The sequence below is a fragment of the Streptomyces griseobrunneus genome, assembly GCF_046713465.1.
Lineage (GTDB): Bacteria > Actinomycetota > Actinomycetes > Streptomycetales > Streptomycetaceae > Streptomyces > Streptomyces microflavus.
Genome location: NZ_CP177080.1, coordinates 1,098,197 through 1,116,689, shown reverse-complemented (window position 1 = coordinate 1,116,689; position 18,493 = coordinate 1,098,197). Strand labels below are relative to the sequence as shown.

At 71.7% G+C, this 18,493-nt stretch carries 14 protein-coding genes, 1 tRNA gene and 1 pseudogene; 12 read left to right on the top strand and 4 right to left on the bottom strand.

The window, feature by feature from the left end; translation table 11 throughout:
- The first annotated feature begins 2 nt into the window (after window positions 1–2).
- Genes eboE through ACK8N7_RS05175 form a run of 3 tightly spaced genes read left to right on the top strand, consistent with a single transcriptional unit; the run spans window position 3 to window position 3,734 of the window.
- The gene (gene eboE / locus ACK8N7_RS05185; RefSeq protein ID WP_500441163.1) at window positions 3–1,178 is read left to right on the top strand and encodes a metabolite traffic protein EboE; all 1,176 of its coding nucleotides are present in this window, start codon (window positions 3–5) and stop codon (window positions 1,176–1,178) included.
- Window positions 1,175–2,596, top strand: coding sequence for an alkaline phosphatase family protein (locus tag ACK8N7_RS05180; protein WP_403210272.1), 1,422 nt, complete (start codon window positions 1,175–1,177; stop codon window positions 2,594–2,596). Before eboE ends, ACK8N7_RS05180 begins: the two co-directional genes overlap by 4 nt.
- A 55-nt stretch (window positions 2,597–2,651) precedes the next feature.
- Window positions 2,652–3,734, top strand: a complete 1,083-nt coding sequence (locus tag ACK8N7_RS05175) for a sugar phosphate isomerase/epimerase family protein (RefSeq protein ID WP_500441161.1) — start codon at window positions 2,652–2,654, stop codon at window positions 3,732–3,734.
- A gap of 60 nt (window positions 3,735–3,794) precedes the next feature.
- Here the strand turns inward: ACK8N7_RS05175 and ACK8N7_RS05170 are convergent, their stop codons facing one another.
- Window positions 3,795–5,099: a DUF2254 domain-containing protein gene (locus tag ACK8N7_RS05170; RefSeq protein ID WP_403210276.1), complete on the bottom strand. Its 1,305-nt coding sequence runs from the start codon at window positions 5,097–5,099 to the stop codon at window positions 3,795–3,797.
- A 164-nt stretch (window positions 5,100–5,263) separates the two neighbouring features.
- On the opposite strand from ACK8N7_RS05170, the gene ACK8N7_RS05165 reads away from it, so the two are divergent.
- The 9 genes and pseudogenes from ACK8N7_RS05165 to ACK8N7_RS05125 all read left to right on the top strand — a co-directional run bounded on the left by ACK8N7_RS05165 (window position 5,264) and on the right by ACK8N7_RS05125 (window position 15,704).
- Window positions 5,264–5,348 (top strand) — tRNA-Leu (locus ACK8N7_RS05165).
- Between the two features lie 240 nt (window positions 5,349–5,588).
- A complete protein-coding gene (locus ACK8N7_RS05160; RefSeq protein WP_403210278.1) occupies window positions 5,589–6,605 on the top strand; it encodes a LacI family DNA-binding transcriptional regulator in 1,017 nt (338 codons plus the stop codon).
- Entirely contained in the window at window positions 6,602–8,173 is a 1,572-nt protein-coding gene (locus tag ACK8N7_RS05155) for a sugar ABC transporter ATP-binding protein (protein ID WP_500441159.1), read from the top strand. The genes ACK8N7_RS05160 and ACK8N7_RS05155 overlap by 4 nt, the downstream gene beginning before the upstream one ends.
- Window positions 8,163–10,118: an ABC transporter permease/substrate-binding protein gene (locus tag ACK8N7_RS05150; RefSeq protein WP_403210282.1), complete on the top strand. Its 1,956-nt coding sequence runs from the start codon at window positions 8,163–8,165 to the stop codon at window positions 10,116–10,118. The genes ACK8N7_RS05155 and ACK8N7_RS05150 overlap by 11 nt, the downstream gene beginning before the upstream one ends.
- Window positions 10,119–10,162: 44 nt before the next feature.
- The gene (locus ACK8N7_RS05145) at window positions 10,163–11,089 is read left to right on the top strand and encodes a ribokinase (RefSeq protein WP_403210284.1); all 927 of its coding nucleotides are present in this window, start codon (window positions 10,163–10,165) and stop codon (window positions 11,087–11,089) included.
- Complete coding sequence (rbsD, locus tag ACK8N7_RS05140) at window positions 11,086–11,475, top strand: D-ribose pyranase (RefSeq protein WP_500441157.1); 390 nt, start codon at window positions 11,086–11,088, stop codon at window positions 11,473–11,475. Before ACK8N7_RS05145 ends, rbsD begins: the two co-directional genes overlap by 4 nt.
- A 146-nt stretch (window positions 11,476–11,621) precedes the next feature.
- Window positions 11,622–13,082 carry a hypothetical protein gene (locus ACK8N7_RS05135; RefSeq protein ID WP_403210288.1) on the top strand — a complete coding sequence of 487 codons (1,461 nt, stop codon included), beginning with the start codon at window positions 11,622–11,624 and terminating at the stop codon, window positions 13,080–13,082.
- Between the two features lie 146 nt (window positions 13,083–13,228).
- Entirely contained in the window at window positions 13,229–14,464 is a 1,236-nt protein-coding gene (locus ACK8N7_RS05130; RefSeq protein ID WP_500441155.1) for an AAA family ATPase, read from the top strand.
- Window positions 14,461–15,704: pseudogene (locus ACK8N7_RS05125) on the top strand (vWA domain-containing protein). Before ACK8N7_RS05130 ends, ACK8N7_RS05125 begins: the two are co-directional and overlap by 4 nt.
- Window positions 15,705–15,783: 79 nt before the next feature.
- On the opposite strand, the gene ACK8N7_RS05120 reads toward ACK8N7_RS05125, so the two are convergent.
- The 3 genes from ACK8N7_RS05120 to ACK8N7_RS05110 form a co-directional block, all read right to left on the bottom strand.
- Window positions 15,784–16,578, bottom strand: a complete 795-nt coding sequence (locus tag ACK8N7_RS05120; protein ID WP_403210294.1) for an N-formylglutamate amidohydrolase — start codon at window positions 16,576–16,578, stop codon at window positions 15,784–15,786.
- An 86-nt stretch (window positions 16,579–16,664) separates the two neighbouring features.
- Entirely contained in the window at window positions 16,665–17,654 is a 990-nt protein-coding gene (gene sph / locus ACK8N7_RS05115; RefSeq protein ID WP_500441153.1) for a sphingomyelin phosphodiesterase, read from the bottom strand.
- A 171-nt stretch (window positions 17,655–17,825) separates the two neighbouring features.
- Complete coding sequence (locus ACK8N7_RS05110) at window positions 17,826–18,455, bottom strand: class F sortase (protein ID WP_500441151.1); 630 nt, start codon at window positions 18,453–18,455, stop codon at window positions 17,826–17,828.
- Window positions 18,456–18,493 lie beyond the last annotated feature (38 nt).

Here is an 18,493-nt window from a genome sequence, read left to right as displayed (position 1 = left end):
CGATGCGCTTCCGCCACCCGGACGGCTCGACGGTCCACCTCTCGTACTGCACCAACGTCCACCCCGCCGAAACCCTGGACGGCGTCCGCGCCCAGCTCCGCGACCACTGCGAACCCGTACGCCGCCGCCTCGGCCGGGACCGGCTCGGCATCGGCCTCTGGCTCGCCAGGGACGCCGCCCGGGCCCTGATCAACGACCCCGCCGAACTCCGCGCGCTCCGCGCCGAACTCGACGGCCGGGGCCTCGAAGTGGTCACGCTCAACGGCTTCCCGTACGAGGGCTTCGGCGCCGCCGAGGTCAAGTACCGGGTGTACCGGCCGGACTGGACCGAACCCGACCGCCTCGCCCACACCGCCGACCTCGCCCGGCTGCTGGCCGCCCTGCTGCCCGACGACGTCACCGAAGGCACCATCTCCACCCTCCCGCTGGCCTGGCGCACCCCCTACGACACCGATCCCGGGGCGGCCCGCACCGCGCGCACCGCCCTCACCACGCTCGCCCAGCGCCTGGACGCGCTGGCCGAACTAACCGGCAAGTCGATCCGGATCGGCCTCGAACCGGAACCGGGCTGCACCGTGGAGACCACCACCGACGCCATCGCCCCGCTCGCCGAAGTCGGCCACGAACGCATCGGCATCTGCGTCGACACCTGCCACCTGGCGACCTCCTTCGAGGAGCCGGAGACCGCTCTCGACGCCCTGGCCGCAGCAGGCATCCCGGTGGTCAAGTCCCAGCTCTCCGCCGCCCTGCACGCCGAACACCCCCACCTGCCCGAGGTCCGCACCGCGCTGGCAGCCTTCGCCGAACCGCGCTTCCTGCACCAGACCCGCACGCGCACGGCCGCCGGGCTGCGCGGCACCGACGACCTGGACGAGGCCGTCGCCGGCCGGGCGCTCCCCGACTCCACCCCGTGGCGCGCCCACTTCCACGTCCCCCTGCACGCACCGCCCGCGCCCCCGCTCACCTCCACGCTGCCCGTGCTCCGCACCACACTCGCCCGGCTCGTCGGGGGACCGGTGCCGCTGACCCGGCACCTGGAGGTGGAGACGTACACCTGGCAGGCGCTGCCCGCCGAACTGCGTCCCCGCACCCGCACCCAGCTCGCCGACGGCATCGCCGCCGAACTCACCCTCGCCCGCGACCTCCTGGTCGACCTCGGCCTCAAGGAGCTGCCATGAGCAACGACGCCCCCGGAACGACCACGGGCACGGCAGACCGCGAGGGCCCCACCCCCCTCCTCGTCCTCGACGTCGTCGGCCTCACCCCGCAGCTCCTCGCCCACATGCCGAATCTCACGGCCCTCGGGAAACAGGGCGCGCTGGCCCCCCTCTCCACCGTGCTGCCCGCCGTCACCTGCGCCGCCCAGTCCACCTTCCTCACCGGCACGATGCCCGCCGAGCACGGCATCGTCGCCAACGGCTGGTACTTCCGCGAGCTCGGAGACGTCCTGCTCTGGCGTCAGCACAACGGGCTCGTCGAGGGCGACAAACTCTGGGACGCGGCCCGCCGCGCCCACCCCGGCTACACCGTCGCCAACATCTGCTGGTGGTACGCGATGGGCGCCGACACCGACTGGACCGTCACCCCGCGCCCCGTCTACTACGCCGACGGCCGCAAGGAACCCGACTGCTACACGCGGCCCCCCGCCCTGCACGACGAACTGACCGACGAACTCGGCACGTTCCCCCTCTTCCACTTCTGGGGGCCGGGCGCCGACCTGGTCTCCTCCCAGTGGATCATCGACGCGACCCGGCACATCATCGCCACCCGCACCCCCGACCTGGCGCTCTGCTACCTGCCCCACCTCGACTACGACCTCCAGCGCTACGGCCCCGACGACCCCCGGTCCCACCGGGCCGCCGCCGACCTGGACCGGGCCATCGCCCCGCTGCTGGCCGACGCCCGCGCCGAGGGGCGCACCGTCGTCGCGCTCTCCGAGTACGGCATCACCCGCGTGAGCCGCCCCGTCGACATCAACCGGGCGCTGCGCCGGGCGGGCCTGCTGGAGGTGCACACCCAGGACGGCATGGAGTACCTCGACCCGATGGCCTCACGCGCCTTCGCCGTCGCGGACCACCAGCTCGCCCACATCTACGTACGCCGTCCCGAGGACCTGGAAGCGACGCGGGCGGCACTGGCGGACCTGCCCGGCATCGATCAGCTCCTGGACGACGAGGGCAAGAAGGCGCACCACCTGGACCACCCCCGCTCCGGCGAGCTGGTCGCCGTGGCGGAGAAGGACGCCTGGTTCACGTACTACTACTGGCTCGACGACGCCCGCGCCCCCGACTTCGCCCAGCTCGTCGAGATCCACCGCAAGCCCGGCTACGACCCCGTCGAGCTGTTCATGGACCCCGAGGACCCCTACGTACGGCTCAAGGCCGTGTCGGCGGTGGCCCGCAAGAAGCTCGGCCTGCGCTACCGCATGGCGGTCGTCCCCCTGGACCCCTCACCTATTCGCGGCAGCCACGGCCGCCTCCCCGAGAGCGACGACGAAGGTCCGCTCATCCTCTGCTCCACCCCCCATGCGTTCACCGACCGGGTCAGGGCCACCGAGGTGAAGTCCCTGCTCCTCCAGCTTGCCGGACTGCACTGACAACGCCCCGGCACCGCACTGCTCACCCCACGTCACCCAAGGGAGTCACGCGAACATGAGCCGCACCTCCAAGGACACCGAACTCGCCCGCAGACTGAGCCGCCGCAACATCCTCGGCGTCGCCGCCGGAGCCACCGCCGCCACGATCATCGGCACGGCGAGCGCCCAGGCCGTCGGCCGGGACCACGCCCAGGGACCCGGCAAGGGCCACGGCCACGGTCATGACCACGGGCACGGCAAGGGCAAGCCCGTCCTGCCCCCCGGCCGCCTCGGCATCCAGCTCTACAGCCTCCGTGACAAGATCTCCACGCTCGGCTTCGCCCCCGTCTTCGCCGAACTGGAGAAGTACGGCTACGACGAGATCGAGCTCGCGGGCTACACCCAGGGCTCGGCCGGCCCCATCACCCTGCCCCAGCTCAAGCGGCTGGCCCGGGACCACGGACTGAACCCGATCGGCAGCCACGTCGGCTACTACGACGACAACAACCCCGGCGCCTACACCTTCGCCCAGAACCTGGAGAAGGTCCTGGACGACGCCCAGGCCCTCGGTCTCAAGCACATCGGCACGGCCTCGGGCCCCTTCCGCTACGGCTCCACCGTGGACGGCTGGAAGCGTGCCGCCGACGACTTCAACAAGTACGGGGCCGCCGCCCGCAAGCGCGGGATGAAGTTCTACCAGCACAACCACGCCGAGGAGTTCTCCTTCGCGACCGACAAGCCGAAGGTCCGCCTCTACGACGTCCTGCTCGCCGAGACCGACCCGGACCTCGTCTACCTGGAGCTGGACATCTACTGGGCGTACTGCGCCCAGTTCCGCTTCAGCAAGCGCGCCGACGGCACCAAGGCCCCCCTCGACCCGCTGAAGTACGTCCTCAAGCACCCCGACCGCTACCCCTTGTTCCACGTCAAGGACGGCGTCCGCGACGACACGACGCGCGACGGCTACCGCATGTCGGACGTCGGCGACGGGGACATCGACTACAAGACGTTCCTGTCCGAGGTGACCAACCGGACCCACCACGGCCGGACCTACCACCACTGGCAGGCCGAGCACGACAACCCGGTGGAGTCGCTCGCCTTCGCCCGGAAGTCGAGCGAGCACCTGCACTCCCTGCGCGAGGGCCGCTGCGGCGACTGACACGCGAAGCCCGGCCCGCCGGATCCTCTCCGGCGGGCCGGGCGCAGGTCCGCGGTGCCCCTACCCGATGCCCTGCCGGTCCGGAAGCAGGGCGAACTCCCGGTCGGCGGCCACCGGTACGGTCCGTTCCACGGCCTGGACCAGCAGCGCCCGGTGCCGTACCAGGGGCTGCTTCCGTTCCTCCGGAGCGAGCAGCAACAGATCGTCCAGCCCCGCCAGCAGCCGGCGCGAAACCTGAGGGCTTCCGGCCACGCACCACCGGATCTCCTCGAACGCGAGATCCACCAGGCCCTCCCACCCAGGTCCCTCCTGCACCAGCCGCACCCGGCCGGACCGGTCCCGGTGGTGGACGGTCCCGAGCGGCAGGCGCACCACGGCCGCGAGGAACTGGATGCTCCGGTCCAGGCACTGGACGGCGGTGGTCGGATCGTTCACGGACGTCGACAGGGCCCGCAGCGCGATGTCCGAAAGCTGGCGCAACCCGAAGGCCAGGTCCTGGTGCAGGGTGCGCTCCACCCCGACGGAAACGGTGTACCGCAACCGGCTCCGTGGTGGCACGGCCCCGCCGTGGACGGCGACCACCGGGGTCCCCGGCACCACGAAGTCCCCGATCCGGGGGATCAGCCGCAACACCACGTCCTGCCGCCGCGCGGCCCGGACCAGCCGCGCCGTGTTCACATCCCGCAGCACCCCGGCCCGCCCCTCGTGCACCACCCGCCCGGTCTCCGGCCCCAGCCCCTCGGGCCCGCCCGGCCCCCGGGGCATCCGGCCGAGCACCCGGAACGAGTCCCGCGCGATCTTGTCCACGACCGGCCCGACCTGCATGAGCCGCAGCGTGGCGCTGACGTAGACGATGAACAGCAGCAGACTCAGCCCGACGAGCACCAGCGTGAGCATGCTCTGCAGCAGCGGGACCGAGACCACCAGGCGCGGGTCCGCCTCGCTCTCGTACGAGGTCAGCACCAGCAGCGAGAACAGGAACGTCGCTAGGAACACCGTCAGCGTGAGCTTGCTGATCCGGCTGCGGACGAAGATCCGCACGACCCGGGGCGTGAGCTGCCCGCTGGCCATCTGCACGGCGACCAGCGAGATGCTGAACACCACACCGATGAAGGTCATCATCGCCGAGCTGATCGTGGTGACGATCGTCTTCGCGTCCTGGACGAACGACACCAGGCTGCCGAGCTCGTCGTAGGCCTCCTCCCGCTGGAGGAGCGCGACGATCTCCTCGTCGACCGCGGAAGCGGCCAGCCAGAGCGCGAACACACAGACGAACCCCAGGGTCGGGGCGAACCAGAACGTGTCGCGCAGATGCTCGCGCAGGGGAGACAGCGGACGGGGCCGGCGGTAGCCGCGATCAGTCATGGACGCGAAGGTAGCCCCGCGACCTCCGCGGACCGTGGAGGCCGAGGTCGCACCGGCACGCCGCACCCCACTGACCACCGGATATGCAGGTGAAAGGCGCGTCGAACCCCTGGTATTGTTTTCCATGTCGCCGCGGGGAACACACCGCGAACGACAGACACCTTGTCCGGGTGGCGGAATGGCAGACGCGCTAGCTTGAGGTGCTAGTGCCCTTTATCGGGCGTGGGGGTTCAAGTCCCCCCTCGGACACCGGCGAAGACCCCAGTTGATCTGGGGTCTTCTGCGTTTTCCGGGTCCGCCTCACCGCTCCCTCGCAGCCGCACCCTCCACCCCCCTCCTGTCACGATCCGGTCTCGGACACCGGACGGGGTCTTGTTTTCAGCCATGTAATCGATTCCAATCATCTCTGTAATCGATTCCATGGCGTCGCGCGATCGGGCCGCCCCCTGGTTTCGAGGTGTACGGAATCCACAAGGAGGTGGTCCGGACATGGCGAGCATCAAGGATGTCGCGGCCGCGGCGGGCGTTTCCGTCGCGACGGTCTCCCGTGTGCTGAACAGCCATCCGTCCGTCAGCGAGGACGCGAAGAGCCGTGTCATCGCCGCCGTAGACGCCCTCGGCTACCGGCCCAACGCCGTGGCCCGCTCGCTGCGCACCGCGCAGACCCGCACCCTCGGCCTGGTCATCAGTGACGTACTCAATCCGTACTTCACCGAGCTGGCCCGCTTCGTCGAGGAGGAGGCCCGCGCGCTCGGCTACAGCGTCATCATCGGCAACGCCGACGAGCGGCCCGAGCTCCAGGACCACCACATCCGCACGCTCATCGACCGCAGGATCGACGGGCTGCTCGTCTCGCCCGCCGACGGCGGCTCCCCGCTGATGCGGGAGGTCGCCCTGAGCGGTACGCCGATGGTCTTCGTGGACCGCTGGATCCCCGGCATCGACGTTCCCGTCGTCCGGGCCGACGGTACGGGGGCGGTCAGGGACCTGGTGGCGCACCTGCACGGCCTCGGCCACCGCAGGCTCGCGATCATCGCCGGGCCCGCGGCCACCACCACCGGCAACGAGCGCGTCGAGGCCTTCCGGGACGCGATGTGTGAACTCGGCCTCGCGCTGCCCGACGCCTACATCGGGCAGGGAGACTTCCAGGCAGCCAGCGGACGCCGCGCCACCGAGGGGTTCCTCGCCCTGGCCGAGCCGCCCGAGGTCGTGTTCGCCGCCGACAACCTCATGGCGCTCGGCGCGCTCGACGCGATCCGGGCCCGGGGGTTGCGGGTCCCCGGCGACATCGCGCTGGCCGCCTTCGACGACATCCCGTGGTTCGTCCACACGGACCCGCCGATCACCGCCATCGCCCAGCCGACCGCGGACCTGGCCCGCGCCGCCGTACGCGCGCTGGCCGACCTGATCGAAGGACGGACCCCGCAGTCCGTCACCCTGCCCGCCCGTCTCGTCGTACGCCGCTCGTGCGGCCGGGACGCGACCGACCAGAGGAGCGACCGGTGACCGCACCGGAGAAGCAACTGGTGTCCACCCCTGAGGAGTTGCTGCGCATCGAGGGTCTGCGCAAGACCTTCCCCGGCGTGGTGGCGCTCGACAACGTCGACTTCGACCTGCGCAGAGGCGAGGTCCATGTCCTCCTCGGCGAGAACGGCGCCGGCAAGAGCACCCTCATCAAGATGCTCTCCGGTGCCTACCGTCCCGACAGCGGCCGGATCCTCGCAGAGGGACGCGAGGTGCGCATCAACAACGCGCAGGACGCCGAACGGCTCGGCATCGCCACCATCTACCAGGAGTTCAACCTGGTACCCGATCTGACGGTGGCCGAGAACATCTTCCTCGGCCGCCAGCCGCGCCGCTTCGGGCTCATCGACCACCGGCGCATGCGGGCGGACGCGGAGAAGCTGCTGCGCCGCGTCGGGGTGGATGTGCGTCCCGATGCCAAGGTCCGTGAACTGGGCATCGCCCGGCTGCAGATGGTCGAGATCGCCAAGGCGCTCAGCCTGGACGCACGCGTCCTGATCATGGACGAGCCGACCGCCGTGCTCACCTCGGAGGAGGTCGACAAACTCTTCGCGATCGTCCGCCAGTTGCGTACGGACGGCGTCGGGATCGTCTTCATCACCCACCACTTGGAGGAGATCGCCGCGCTCGGTGACCGTGTAACCGTTCTGCGCGACGGCCGCAGCATCGACCAGGTGCCCGCCTCCACACCCGAGGACGGACTCGTCCAGCTCATGGTCGGCCGCAGCATCGAGCAGCAGTACCCGCGCGAACGCCCTTACACGGGCGAGGCGTTGCTGTCCGTGCGCGGCCTGACCCGGGACGGCGTCTTCCACGACATCAGCTTCGACGTGCACGCCGGCGAGGTCGTGGGCCTCGCCGGACTGGTCGGCGCCGGGCGTACGGAGGTGGCGCGCGCGGTGTTCGGCGCGGACCCGTACGACGCGGGCACCGTCGACGTACGCGGCGAACGCCTCGCCCGGCACGACGTGCCCGCCGCGATGGGCGCCGGGATAGGCCTCGTACCGGAGGACCGCAAGGGCCAGGGACTGGTCCTCGACGCCTCCGTGCAGGAGAACCTCGGCCTGGTCACCCTGCGTTCCGCCACCCGCTCCGGGCTGGTGGACCTCAAGGGGCAGCGTACGGCGGCCGCCCGCATCGCGAAGCAGCTCGGCGTCCGCATGTCCGGCCTCGGCCAGCATGTGCGCACCCTCTCCGGCGGCAACCAGCAGAAGGTCGTCATCGGCAAGTGGCTGCTGGCCGACACCCGGGTGCTGATCCTGGACGAGCCGACCCGGGGCATCGACGTCGGCGCCAAGGTCGAGATCTACCAGCTCATCAACGAGCTCACCGCCTCCGGCCACGCCGTCCTGATGATCTCCAGCGACCTGCCCGAAGTCCTCGGCATGAGCGACCGGGTACTGGTCATGGCCCAGGGTCGGATCGCCGGCGAACTCCCCGCCGGCGAGGCCACCCAGGACACCGTCATGGCTCTCGCGGTCGGCACCACGGCGACGCACGAACACCCCGCACCGAAGAAGGACGAAGAGGAGGGCCCCCGTGGCCACTGAGACACTCAAGAGTGACACGGGCGCAGGCGGCACTTCCGTGATACGCCGCGTCCTGCTCGACAACGGCGCCCTCAGCGCCCTGGTCGTCCTGGTGGTGGCGATGTCGCTGCTCTCCGGCGACTTCCTGACCACCCAGAACCTGCTGAACGTCGGCGTCCAGGCGGCCGTCACCGCGATCCTCGCGTTCGGTGTCACCTTCGTCATCGTCTCGGCGGGCATCGACCTCTCCGTCGGTTCGGTGGCGGCCCTGTCCGCGACGGTCCTGGCCTGGTCGGCGACGTCCGCCGGGGTCCCGGTCGTCCTCGCGGTCGTGCTCGCGATCGTCACCGGCATCGCCTGCGGCTTCGTGAACGGCGCCCTGATCTCGTACGGCAAACTCCCGCCGTTCATCGCAACGTTGGCCATGCTCTCGATCGCCCGCGGTCTGTCGCTGGTCATCTCGCAGGGCAGCCCGATCGCGTTCCCCGACTCCGTATCCCGGCTCGGCGACACGCTCGGCGGCTGGCTCCCGGTACCGGTCCTCGTGATGATCGCGATGGGCCTGATCACCGCACTCATCCTGGGCCGCACCTTCATCGGCCGCTCGATGTACGCGATCGGCGGTAACGAGGAAGCGGCCCGGCTCTCCGGTCTCCGCGTCAAGCGCCAGAAGATCGTCATCTACGCGCTCTCCGGCCTCTTCGCCGCCGTCGCGGGCATCGTCCTGGCTTCGCGCCTCGTCTCCGCGCAGCCGCAGGCCGCCCAGGGGTACGAACTCGACGCCATCGCCGCGGTCGTCATCGGCGGGGCCAGCCTGGCCGGCGGCGTCGGCAAGGCGTCCGGCACCCTGATCGGCGCGCTCATCCTCGCGGTGCTCCGCAACGGCCTCAACCTCCTCTCGGTTTCGGCGTTCTGGCAGCAGGTCGTCATCGGCGTCGTCATCGCGCTCGCCGTCCTGCTCGACACGCTGCGCCGCAAGGCCGGTTCGGGCACGGCCTCCTCGGCCGGAGCGGCCCCCGGCGCACCGGGTTCCGGGCGCAGGGGAGCGTTCAAGTTCGCCGGAGCGGCGCTCGCCGTGGCGGTCGTCGTCGGGGGGGTGTCCTACTTCAACTCCGGTTCCTCCGGGGGCACGACGAAGGTCGGCATGTCCCTCTCGACGCTCAACAACCCCTTCTTCGTGCAGATGAAGGACGGCGCACAGGCGGAGGCCAAGAAGGCGGGCATCGATCTCACGGTCACCGACGCCCAGAACGACGCCTCGCAGCAGGCCAACCAGCTCCAGAACTTCACCAGCTCGGGCGTGTCCTCCATCATCGTCAACCCGGTGGACTCGGACGCCGTCGGACCGGGTGTGCGCAGCGCCAACAAGGCCGACATCCCGGTGATCGCCGCCGACCGCGGTGTGAACAAGGCCGACACCGCCACCCTCGTCGCCTCCGACAACGTTGCGGGCGGCAAGCTCGCCGCCGACGCACTGGCCGACAAGCTCGGCGGCAAGGGCAGCATCGTCATCCTCCAGGGCACGGCGGGCACCTCCGCCAGCCGCGAACGTGGAGCGGGCTTCGCCGAAGGGCTCAAGGCGTACCCGGACATCAAGGTGGTCGCCGAGCAGCCCGCGGACTTCGACCGCACCAAGGGCCTGGACGTCATGACCAACCTGGTCCAGTCCCACCCGGGCATCACCGGTGTCTTCGCCGAGAACGACGAGATGGCGCTCGGCGCGGTCAAGGCGCTCGGCAGCAAGGCGGGCAGGTCCGTCTCGGTCGTCGGCTTCGACGGCACCCCGGACGGCCTGAAGGCGGTCGGGGCCGGGACGCTGTACGCGTCGGTGGCCCAGCAGCCCGGCGAGCTGGGCAGGATCGCGGTGCAGAACGCCGTCAAGGCGGCGAAGGGCGACACGGTCGAGAAGACGGTGAAGGTGCCGGTCAAGGTGGTCACCCGCGAGAACGTCGCCGACTTCTCCTGACCTCCGCCCCCCGGCTCCGACCGAAGAAAGCAGGAAGCGAAAAGATGCACGACAACGCCACCGGCGGCGACCGTTACGACCTCCTGGTCGTCGGCTCGGCCAACGCCGACCTGGTGATCGGCGTCGAACGCCGCCCCGCCCCCGGCGAGACGGTGCTCGGCTCCGACCTGGCCGTCCACCCGGGCGGCAAGGGCGCCAACCAGGCAGTGGCGGCAGCCAGGCTGGGAGCCCGTACGGCACTGCTCGCCCGGGTCGGCGACGACGACCACGGACGGCTGCTGCTGGAGAGCCAGCGCGCGGCGGGCGTGGACACCGGCGGCGTCCTGGTCGGCGGGGCCCCGACCGGCGTCGCGCTGATCACCGTGGACCCTTCGGGCGACAACAGCATCGTGGTGTCCCCGGGCGCCAACGGGCGCCTCACCCCCGACGACGTACGGGCGGCGGCCCCGCTGCTGGCAGCCGCCCGGGTCGTCTCCATACAGCTGGAAATCCCCCTGGAAACGGTCGCGGAGACGGCCCGCCGCCTGGCTCCCGGGGCCCGACTCGTCCTCAACCCGTCCCCGCCCGCCCCGCTGCCCGACGAGGTGCTGGCCGCCTGCGACCCACTGGTGGTCAACGAGCACGAGGCGCGATACATCCTCGGCGAGGCCGCCGGCGAGGCCCCGCACGACTGGGCCCCGGCGCTGCTCGCACTGGGCCCGCGCTCGGTCGTGATCACGCTCGGCCCCGCCGGCGCGCTGGTGGCCGACAGCCGCACGGGCTCCCTGGACCACCTCGTCAGCCCGAAGGTCGAGGCCGTCGACACCACGGGGGCCGGGGACGCGTTCACCGCCGCCCTGGCCTGGCGCCTGGGCCGGGGCGACGACCTGCGGGAGGCGGCGGCCTTCGCGGTGCGGGTGGGGGCGGCGGCCGTCACGTCGAGGGGCGCCCAGGCGTCCTTCCCGACGCTGGAGGAGGTCGACGCGCTGTGAAGAAGTCGGGCATCCTCAACCGCCACCTGGCCGGAGCCATCGCCGAACTCGGCCACGGGGACGGGGTGTTGATCTGCGACGTGGGCATGCCGATCCCGCCCGGCCCCCGCGTGGTCGACCTGGCCTTCCGCGCCGGAACCCCGTCGTTCGCCGAGGTCCTGGACGGCCTGCTCGACGAGCTGGTGGTGGAGGGCGCGACGGCGGCCCTGGAGGTACGCGACGCCAACCCGGACACCGCGCGCCTCCTGGAGGCCAACTTCCCGAACCTGGACCTGGTCCCGCACGACGACCTGAAGGCGCGCACGGCGACGGCACGCCTGGTCGTACGGACGGGGGAGGCCCGGCCGTACGCGAACGTGCTGCTGCGGTGCGGGGTGTTCTTCTGAGCGGCTGACCGGCGGCGGTGTGGACGGGAGGGCGGATTCCGGCCGCGGAAAAAGCCCTGGCAGATCGTGGAGACCGACGCTACGCTTCCCACGATGACTCACTCCATGAACAGATTGGGGGACCCGTCCGCGCAAGGTGAGTGCTGATGCTCACTCGAACCGCGTACCGGGATTCCCGTACTTCCTTCTGGCCGCGCGTACGCGAGTTCGCCGTGCCGGCCTCGATGATCGAGACTGCGACCGCCCGCCGCCAGGCCGGGGACTGGGCAGGAGCGTGCGCCGCAGCAGGCGTCGACGTCGATCTCCAACTGCGCTCCGTCGCGCGTACTCACGGCCAGGAACTCGCAGCCCGCATCCGGACCGACCTTCGTCATCTGGCCCCTGACCTGTTGCGCTGGCATATGCCGAGGACCGCCCCGCACGGGCTGCTGCGCCCGGGGCTGACCATCGCGCTGGCGCGCTACGAAACCCTGGGGCACGCTGGGCCGGGCCCGCTGCATCTGGTCGTCCGGACCCCGCCCGGCTGGGCGGATGCCGGGCAGCGGATGAGCCTCGCGCTGTGGGACGGGTCGCACGCCGAGCCCGGGGCCCGCCGCCACCCCCACCCCCACCCGAACCGGCGCTTCCGCCTGGACCTGCACCGCCACCTGTGGGATGCCCGCAGGACCGATGAGCTGAGAAGTCGCTCGGGTGCCGACCTGCCGGTTCCCGACGACCCTCCGGCGATCTGCCCGGAGGCGCTGAGGGCGTTGCCACCAGGCCCCCTGTACGCCGTCGATCGGTGGGCGGCGGAGGCGGCGATCCTGCTCCGTGCCGAGGTGCAGGGGGCGGGGGCGGGTGGGCTGGTGAGCGTACGGCTTGGGGGCCGGCGTCGGCTGCTCCTCGATGTCGGAGGGGGTGGGCCGGACCTCACCGGGGATCCAGGGACCCCTGCGAAGGTTGGCACACGCACCCCCGCCGTAAGGCTCGCATCAGCGGCCACCGACCCCGGTCGGTCCGCGCCCCCGGTGCTGCCGGACGTGGCGACCTGGGTGCTGCCCGACCTGGATCTGATCCGCACGGGTGCGATCGACGTCGGTCGACTCCACCCGCTGGTCGCGCAGGCCCTCGTCCAGGGCGGTCCGTCGGCCGATCCGGAACCTCCTCGGTCACGGACCGTGGACCGGGCGGGACAGCCACGGCTGGTGGAATGCCGTGGGGCTCAGCACCGGATCGGGCTGGTCGAGGGGGTCCTGTCCCCTCTGGACCACGACCCGGCCGAGATCCGCCGGGAAGAACTGCTGGTCGCCCTGGCCGGTGTGCCCCTTCCCTGCCTTCAGGCCATCGACGCGGCGCACCGGCGTCCGGACTGCCTGCCCGGCGTCCGCGAACGGCTCGACCACGGAGACACCGCCGGTGCGCTGGCCGTCGTCGAAGGTCTGTTGGGGCCCGGCGCTGTGCTGCGCAGCGGCCCGCTGCGCGACGAACTGGAGGCGGCCGCTCAACGGCGCATCGCCTACGGGCTGTTCCGGGCGGACCTGATCGGTCCCGGGCCGGGCAGCTACCGCCCGGACCTCCGGCGTCCCGGTGACCGCCGCCCGCGCCCGCACCGCAAGGCCGTCCACTGACCCGGGGCCCGGCCTCGTCACGTACTGCCCTCCGCTGACCCGGGGCTCGGCCCTGCCCCGCACAGCCGCCTGCTGCCCCAGGGGCCCGGCCCCGGCCCCGTCCTCGTACTTAATCTGCCCCTTCTCACACCCTCAGGTGATCACCCATGCCCACGAGCACTCCGCCCGCTGCCACCACGACACCCCAACTCGCCGTCGCCGAAGCCCTGATGGCCCTCCTGCGCGACACCACCACCGAACCGCGCCCCGACCCCCAACTGGAGGCGCTGACACTGGCGGTCGCCGCCGATCTGCCCGTACTCCTGTGGGGTGAGCCGGGGATCGGCAAGACGGCGGCCCTCACCCAGCTCGCCGCCTCCCTGGACCTGCCGCTGACCACAGTGATCGCCAGCGTGCACGAGCCGTCCGACTTCTCCGGGCTGCCCATCGTCGGGGACGATCCCGCCGAGCAGGGGGTCCCGATGGCCCCGCCGGACTGGGCCGTTCGTCTGGTACGGGCAGGGCGCGGGCTGCTGTTCCTGGACGAGCTGTCCACCGCGCCCCCGGCCGTGCAGGCCGCGCTGCTCCGCCTCGTACTCGAACGGCGGATCGGGGCCCTGCAACTCCCGCCCGGCGTAAGGATCGTGGCTGCCGCCAACCCGCGCTCCTCCGCGGCCGACGGCTGGGAACTCAGCCCGCCGCTCGCCAACCGCTTCGTCCACCTCCAGTGGGCCCACGACCACGAGGTCGTCGTACGCGGCCTCGCCGGGACCTGGCCGCGTGCGACGCTGCCGGAGCTCAACCCCGGGAAGCTGCCCGAGGCCGTCGACTTCGCCAGGCGCGCCGTATGCGGGCTGCTCTCCGCCCGCCCCACGCTCGTGCACCGGCTGCCCACCACGGAGACGCGCCGCGGCGGCCCCTGGCCCTCGCCGCGCAGCTGGGACATGACGCTGAACCTGATCGCGTTCGCGACCGCCGCCGGATCATCGAGGGACGTCCTGTCCCTGCTGGTCAGGGGCACGGTGGGGGACGGCCCGGGGCTGGAGCTGCTGGCGAGCCTGGACCGGATGGACCTTCCGGACCCCGAGGACCTGCTCGCCGACCCGGCGGCCGCCGACCTGCCCGAGCGCGGTGATCTCCGGCAGGCCGCGCTGGACGGTGTGGTGGCGGCGGTCCGTACCCGCCCGGACAAGGGCCGTTGGGACGCCGCGTGGGTGCTGCTCGTCCGGGCGCTGGAGACCGGAGCCCCTGACCTGGTGGTCGTCCCCGCCACCTCCCTCGCCACGCTGCGGCAGGAGGACTGGGACGTCCCGGCGGCCATCGAACACCTCGCCGGGGTGGTGTCGCTGTCCCGGCGGGCGGACCGGGCGGCGGGCCGGGTCGCGGCGAAGGCGGGACGATGACGACGACGGAGGCGCCGGGCGCGCTCGACCTGGACAAGCTGTTCGCCGCCCGGCTGCAGGCCGCCCGCGCCCGTCCCTACCTGGCGACGGCCCTGTTCGCCCTGCACACCGTGGAGTCACGGCGGGTACCGACCATGGCCGTCGACCGGTACTGGCGGTGCTACGTCTCGCCGTCCTTCGTGGCGCGCACCCCGGTGGAGGAGCTGGCCGGGGTCTGGGTCCACGAGGTGTCACACCTGCTGCGCGACCACCACGGCCGCAGCGACCGGGTCGCCCGGCAACGCGGGCTGACCGGCCCGGGGGAGCGGCTGCGCATGAACATCGCCGCCGACTGCGAGATCAACGACGATGTGTACGGCGACGGCCTGGCCCGTCCGAATGGGGCCGTGTATCCGTCGACTCTGCACCTGCCGTCCGGCGAACTCATGGAGGACTACCTGCGCCAGTTCCGGCTCGGCCCGCGCACCCAGAACCTCGCCTGGCTGGACTGCGGCAGCGGCGCCGACGGACTGGACAGGGAATGGGAGTTGGGGCCCGACGGCGCCCACGGGCTCAGTGGGCAGGAACGGGACGCGGTCCGCTTCCGGGTGGCGCAGGGCATCACCGGCCGCCCGGGAAGCGCCTCGAAAGGGTGGCAGCGGTGGGCGGAGGAGGCGTTCCATCCTCCTCAGCCCTGGCGGGAGTTGCTGGGAGCGGCGGTCCGCTCGGCCGCCTCCGGGCCGGGCGCGGGGGAGGACTACACCTACGGCCGCCCGTCGCGGCGCTCCACCGGACTCCCCGGTGTCGTCCTGCCGAGCCTCCGCCGCAGACCGCCCCGGGTGTCCGTGGTCATCGACACCTCAGGTTCGGTGAGCGACGCCGAACTGGGCAGCGCACTCCTGGAAGTGCCGCCATCGCCCGTGCCGTGGGCGGCCGCCGGGACCTGGTCACTGTCCTGGCCTGCGACGCGGCGACCAGGGTCGTGCACCCCCTGTGCCGGGCTGAGGGCATCCCGCTGCTGGGCGGTGGCGGCACGGATCTGCGTACGGGCTTCGCCAAGGCGCTCGGGGCACACCCGCGTCCCGACGCCATCGTGGTCCTGACCGACGGGCAGACACCCTGGCCCGCCACGCAACCGGCCTGCCGGACGGTCATCGGCCTGTTCCCCAGGCAGCACACGCCCGGCTCCTGGGACGAGGACGACCCCGACTACGTCCCATCCGGGCCGCCGGCGTGGGCCCGGGTGGTGGAGATCGGGTAGCGGGCACCACCGGTGGTGTGCGGTGCCCCGGCGCGGGGAAGCGCACACTACCGGTCTGCGTGCCTGCCCGCGCTGCGAATCAGAGGCTGCCCACCAGCTCCGCCAGCGCCCCCGCCAGTGCGTCGAGCCCCGCCCCCGCCGGGCCTCCCGGCTCGCTCATGTACGTGTCGCGGCGGATCTCGACCATCAGGGCCGTGACCCGGCGGTCCGTGCCGTGGTGTTTCAGCGGGACGTACGTACCGGCGAAGGGGCTGTCGATGCCCGTCCCGCCGAATCCGGCGAACGCCGCCTCCGCCAGGGCGCGCAGCTCCGGCGGGGTGTGGAACGGGTCGGTGCCCAGGCAGACGGGCGGACGGGGGCCCGTGCCGTGGAGTTCGTACGGGAGGGGCGCGCTCGGGTACGAGTGGACGTCGACGATCACCGCGCGGCCCGTGGCGGCGATCCGGGCGTCGACCGCCTCCGTCATGGCCCGCGCGTACGGGTGGAAGTAGCGGTCGAGCAAGGGGCGTTGGTCGACGTCCGGCCCGCGCAGCCGTTCGCGGTGGGTGGTGTGGGTGTAGACCGCGCCCATGCCCACGGTACGCATCTCCTCGCGGTCGTCCGGGAAGCGTTCGGGGTCGACGACCAGGCGCGAGAGGGCGTTGACGTAGCTCCAGGGGCGGACGGGCGAGGCGGCGGCCGCCCGGGCGGCCAGTTCGGCCGTGTGGGAGTCGGTGATGTGGTCGAGCTCCCGCTCCAGAGCGCTGTCGCCCAGCAGGATTCCGCCGCGTACCTCTGCGGGAATCGTCCGGGACCCGTGCGGTACGTGCAGCAGTACCGGGGAGTCGGCGTCTCCGGGGAGGAGGCGGAACGACGGCTGGGGGGCAGTGCTCATGGAGCAGGTCCTTCACGGGCGGGGCAGCCACAGGTTGGGCAGGCACGGGTGGGACGATCGAGGTCTCGATTGTCCCACCCGGCGCGTCAGTTGGCGGAGCCGATCACCGGGTAGTGGTCGGAGAGGTTCGTGTACGTGTAGTTCTTGCCCAAGCTGGAGACCGTCCAGGGGGCGCTCTGCTCCTTGACGACGTCGTTCTTCCAGCCCGACGGCTTCACATGACCGGTGCGGTGCAGGACGTGGTCCAAGTCCTCGCGGGGGTCGTTCGGGTAGCGCTCGGAGGCGATCGAGTTGTCGCGGGTGTCGAAGGAGTACGTGTGGCCGGTCTTGGTGTCGGCCGAGGTCAGGCCCGCGTCGTTCAGGAAGGAGGCGTACTCGGCGGAGTGTCCGTCCACGTTGAAGTCGCCCGCCACGATGACCTGTTCGGAGGCCGGGATCTTCTTGGCGTCCAGGAAGGCGTCCATCGCCTTGAACTGGCGGCTGCGCATCTGGGCGGCCTCGCCCGCCGAACAGCCGGGGTCGGTCGACTGGGCGTGGGTGCCGACGACATGGACCCGGGTGCCGTTGACGTTCAGCACGGTGTAGGCGAAGCCCTTGTTGGACCACCAGTCGCCGCCGCAGGCGTCCTTGTAGACGTACTGCTCCTTGCGCACGATCGGCCACTTGCTCAGGATCGTGACGCCGCCGTCCTCCGGGGTCGTCGCCGAGTACGAGCCGCCGGTGGCGTCCCAGCCGCTCTTGCTCCGGCCGACCACCGGGGTCTGGTACGGGTACTGGGCGGCGGAGTTCCGCAGCAGTGCGTCGGAGGCGCCGTTGTCGAAGGCCTCCTGGATCACGACCACGTCGTTGCCCCGGAAGAACGACGTCTTCGGGATCTCCGCCGCCCGGTGGTCCTGGCCCCAGTTGGGGTACAGGGTCTTGCTGAAGATGAACGTGTTGTACGAGAGCACCCGCAGCGACGGGGTGTCGGCGGTGCCGGCCGCCGCTGCCTGGGGTGTGTTCACGGCCAGGGGGACGGCGGCGAGGGCGGCGGAGAGCGCTACGCCGGAAAGACGGCGGAAAGCGGAGTGCGGCACGAGGGCTCCTGCTGAATGAGTGGGGGCGTACCGGTTGCACCCATCAAAGCAGCGGCAGTTACCCACGGGTAGACATCGGATGCCCTGAGTCTGTCCGGCCGAATGCCATCAGGATTCAGCCAAAGATCAACTCGGCTCGGATTGGCTCGGCTCGGCCCGGTTCAGGTCAGCTCAACTCAGCTCGGCGTAGACGATGAGGTTGTCCACGGGGTGCCCCTCCGCGTCGAACGCGCCGTCGCAGGTGACCAACCGCAGCGTGCTGCCCTTGGTCGCGCCGTAGACCCGCTCGGTGGGGAACGCCTTCTTGCTGACCGTCTCCATGCCCGTGACGGTGAAGCGCAGGGACTTGCCTTCGCCGTCGCGGACCAGCACCTCGGCGCCCTTGCGGATGTCCTTGAGGTCGTGGAACACGGCCCGGCCGAAGCGGGTGTCGTTGTGGCCGATCAGTACGGCCGCTCCCGGCCTGCCGGGAGCCGCTCCACCGGTGTACCAGCCCGCCCTCATTCCCTGCTCGGCGGGCGGGACCTCGACCGTGCCGTCCGCGTTGAGCCCCAGGCGCATGAGGGAGCTGCGGATCTTGAGGGAGGGGATGGTGACCTGGGTGGGCGCCGATGCGTCCGTGGCGGCCGGTTGCTGCGTTGCGCTGGGGGCCGTTGCCGAGGGCGCCGGAGCGGACGCTGCCGCTGGGGGCGCGGCGGATGAGGGCGCCGGTCCCGCGCAGGCCGTCAGGGCCGCGCAGGTCACCAGCGCGGTCAGCAGGGCGGCCGTTCGGGACCGACGGGAGAGGTTGCGGACGTGCATGAGGGCTCCAGGGGCGATCACCGGGCGTGGCGCCGCCC

Coding starts and splice junctions, on each gene's coding strand:
- eboE (WP_500441163.1), top strand. CDS start 3: ATGCGCTTCCGCCACCCGGACGGCTCGACGGTCCACCTCTCGTACTGC.
- ACK8N7_RS05180 (WP_403210272.1), top strand. CDS start 1,175: ATGAGCAACGACGCCCCCGGAACGACCACGGGCACGGCAGACCGCGAG.
- ACK8N7_RS05175 (WP_500441161.1), top strand. CDS start 2,652: ATGAGCCGCACCTCCAAGGACACCGAACTCGCCCGCAGACTGAGCCGC.
- ACK8N7_RS05170 (WP_403210276.1), bottom strand. CDS start 5,099: ATGACTGATCGCGGCTACCGCCGGCCCCGTCCGCTGTCTCCCCTGCGC.
- ACK8N7_RS05160 (WP_403210278.1), top strand. CDS start 5,589: ATGGCGAGCATCAAGGATGTCGCGGCCGCGGCGGGCGTTTCCGTCGCG.
- ACK8N7_RS05145 (WP_403210284.1), top strand. CDS start 10,163: ATGCACGACAACGCCACCGGCGGCGACCGTTACGACCTCCTGGTCGTC.
- ACK8N7_RS05135 (WP_403210288.1), top strand. CDS start 11,622: ATGCTCACTCGAACCGCGTACCGGGATTCCCGTACTTCCTTCTGGCCG.
- ACK8N7_RS05130 (WP_500441155.1), top strand. CDS start 13,229: ATGCCCACGAGCACTCCGCCCGCTGCCACCACGACACCCCAACTCGCC.
- ACK8N7_RS05120 (WP_403210294.1), bottom strand. CDS start 16,578: ATGAGCACTGCCCCCCAGCCGTCGTTCCGCCTCCTCCCCGGAGACGCC.
- ACK8N7_RS05110 (WP_500441151.1), bottom strand. CDS start 18,455: ATGCACGTCCGCAACCTCTCCCGTCGGTCCCGAACGGCCGCCCTGCTG.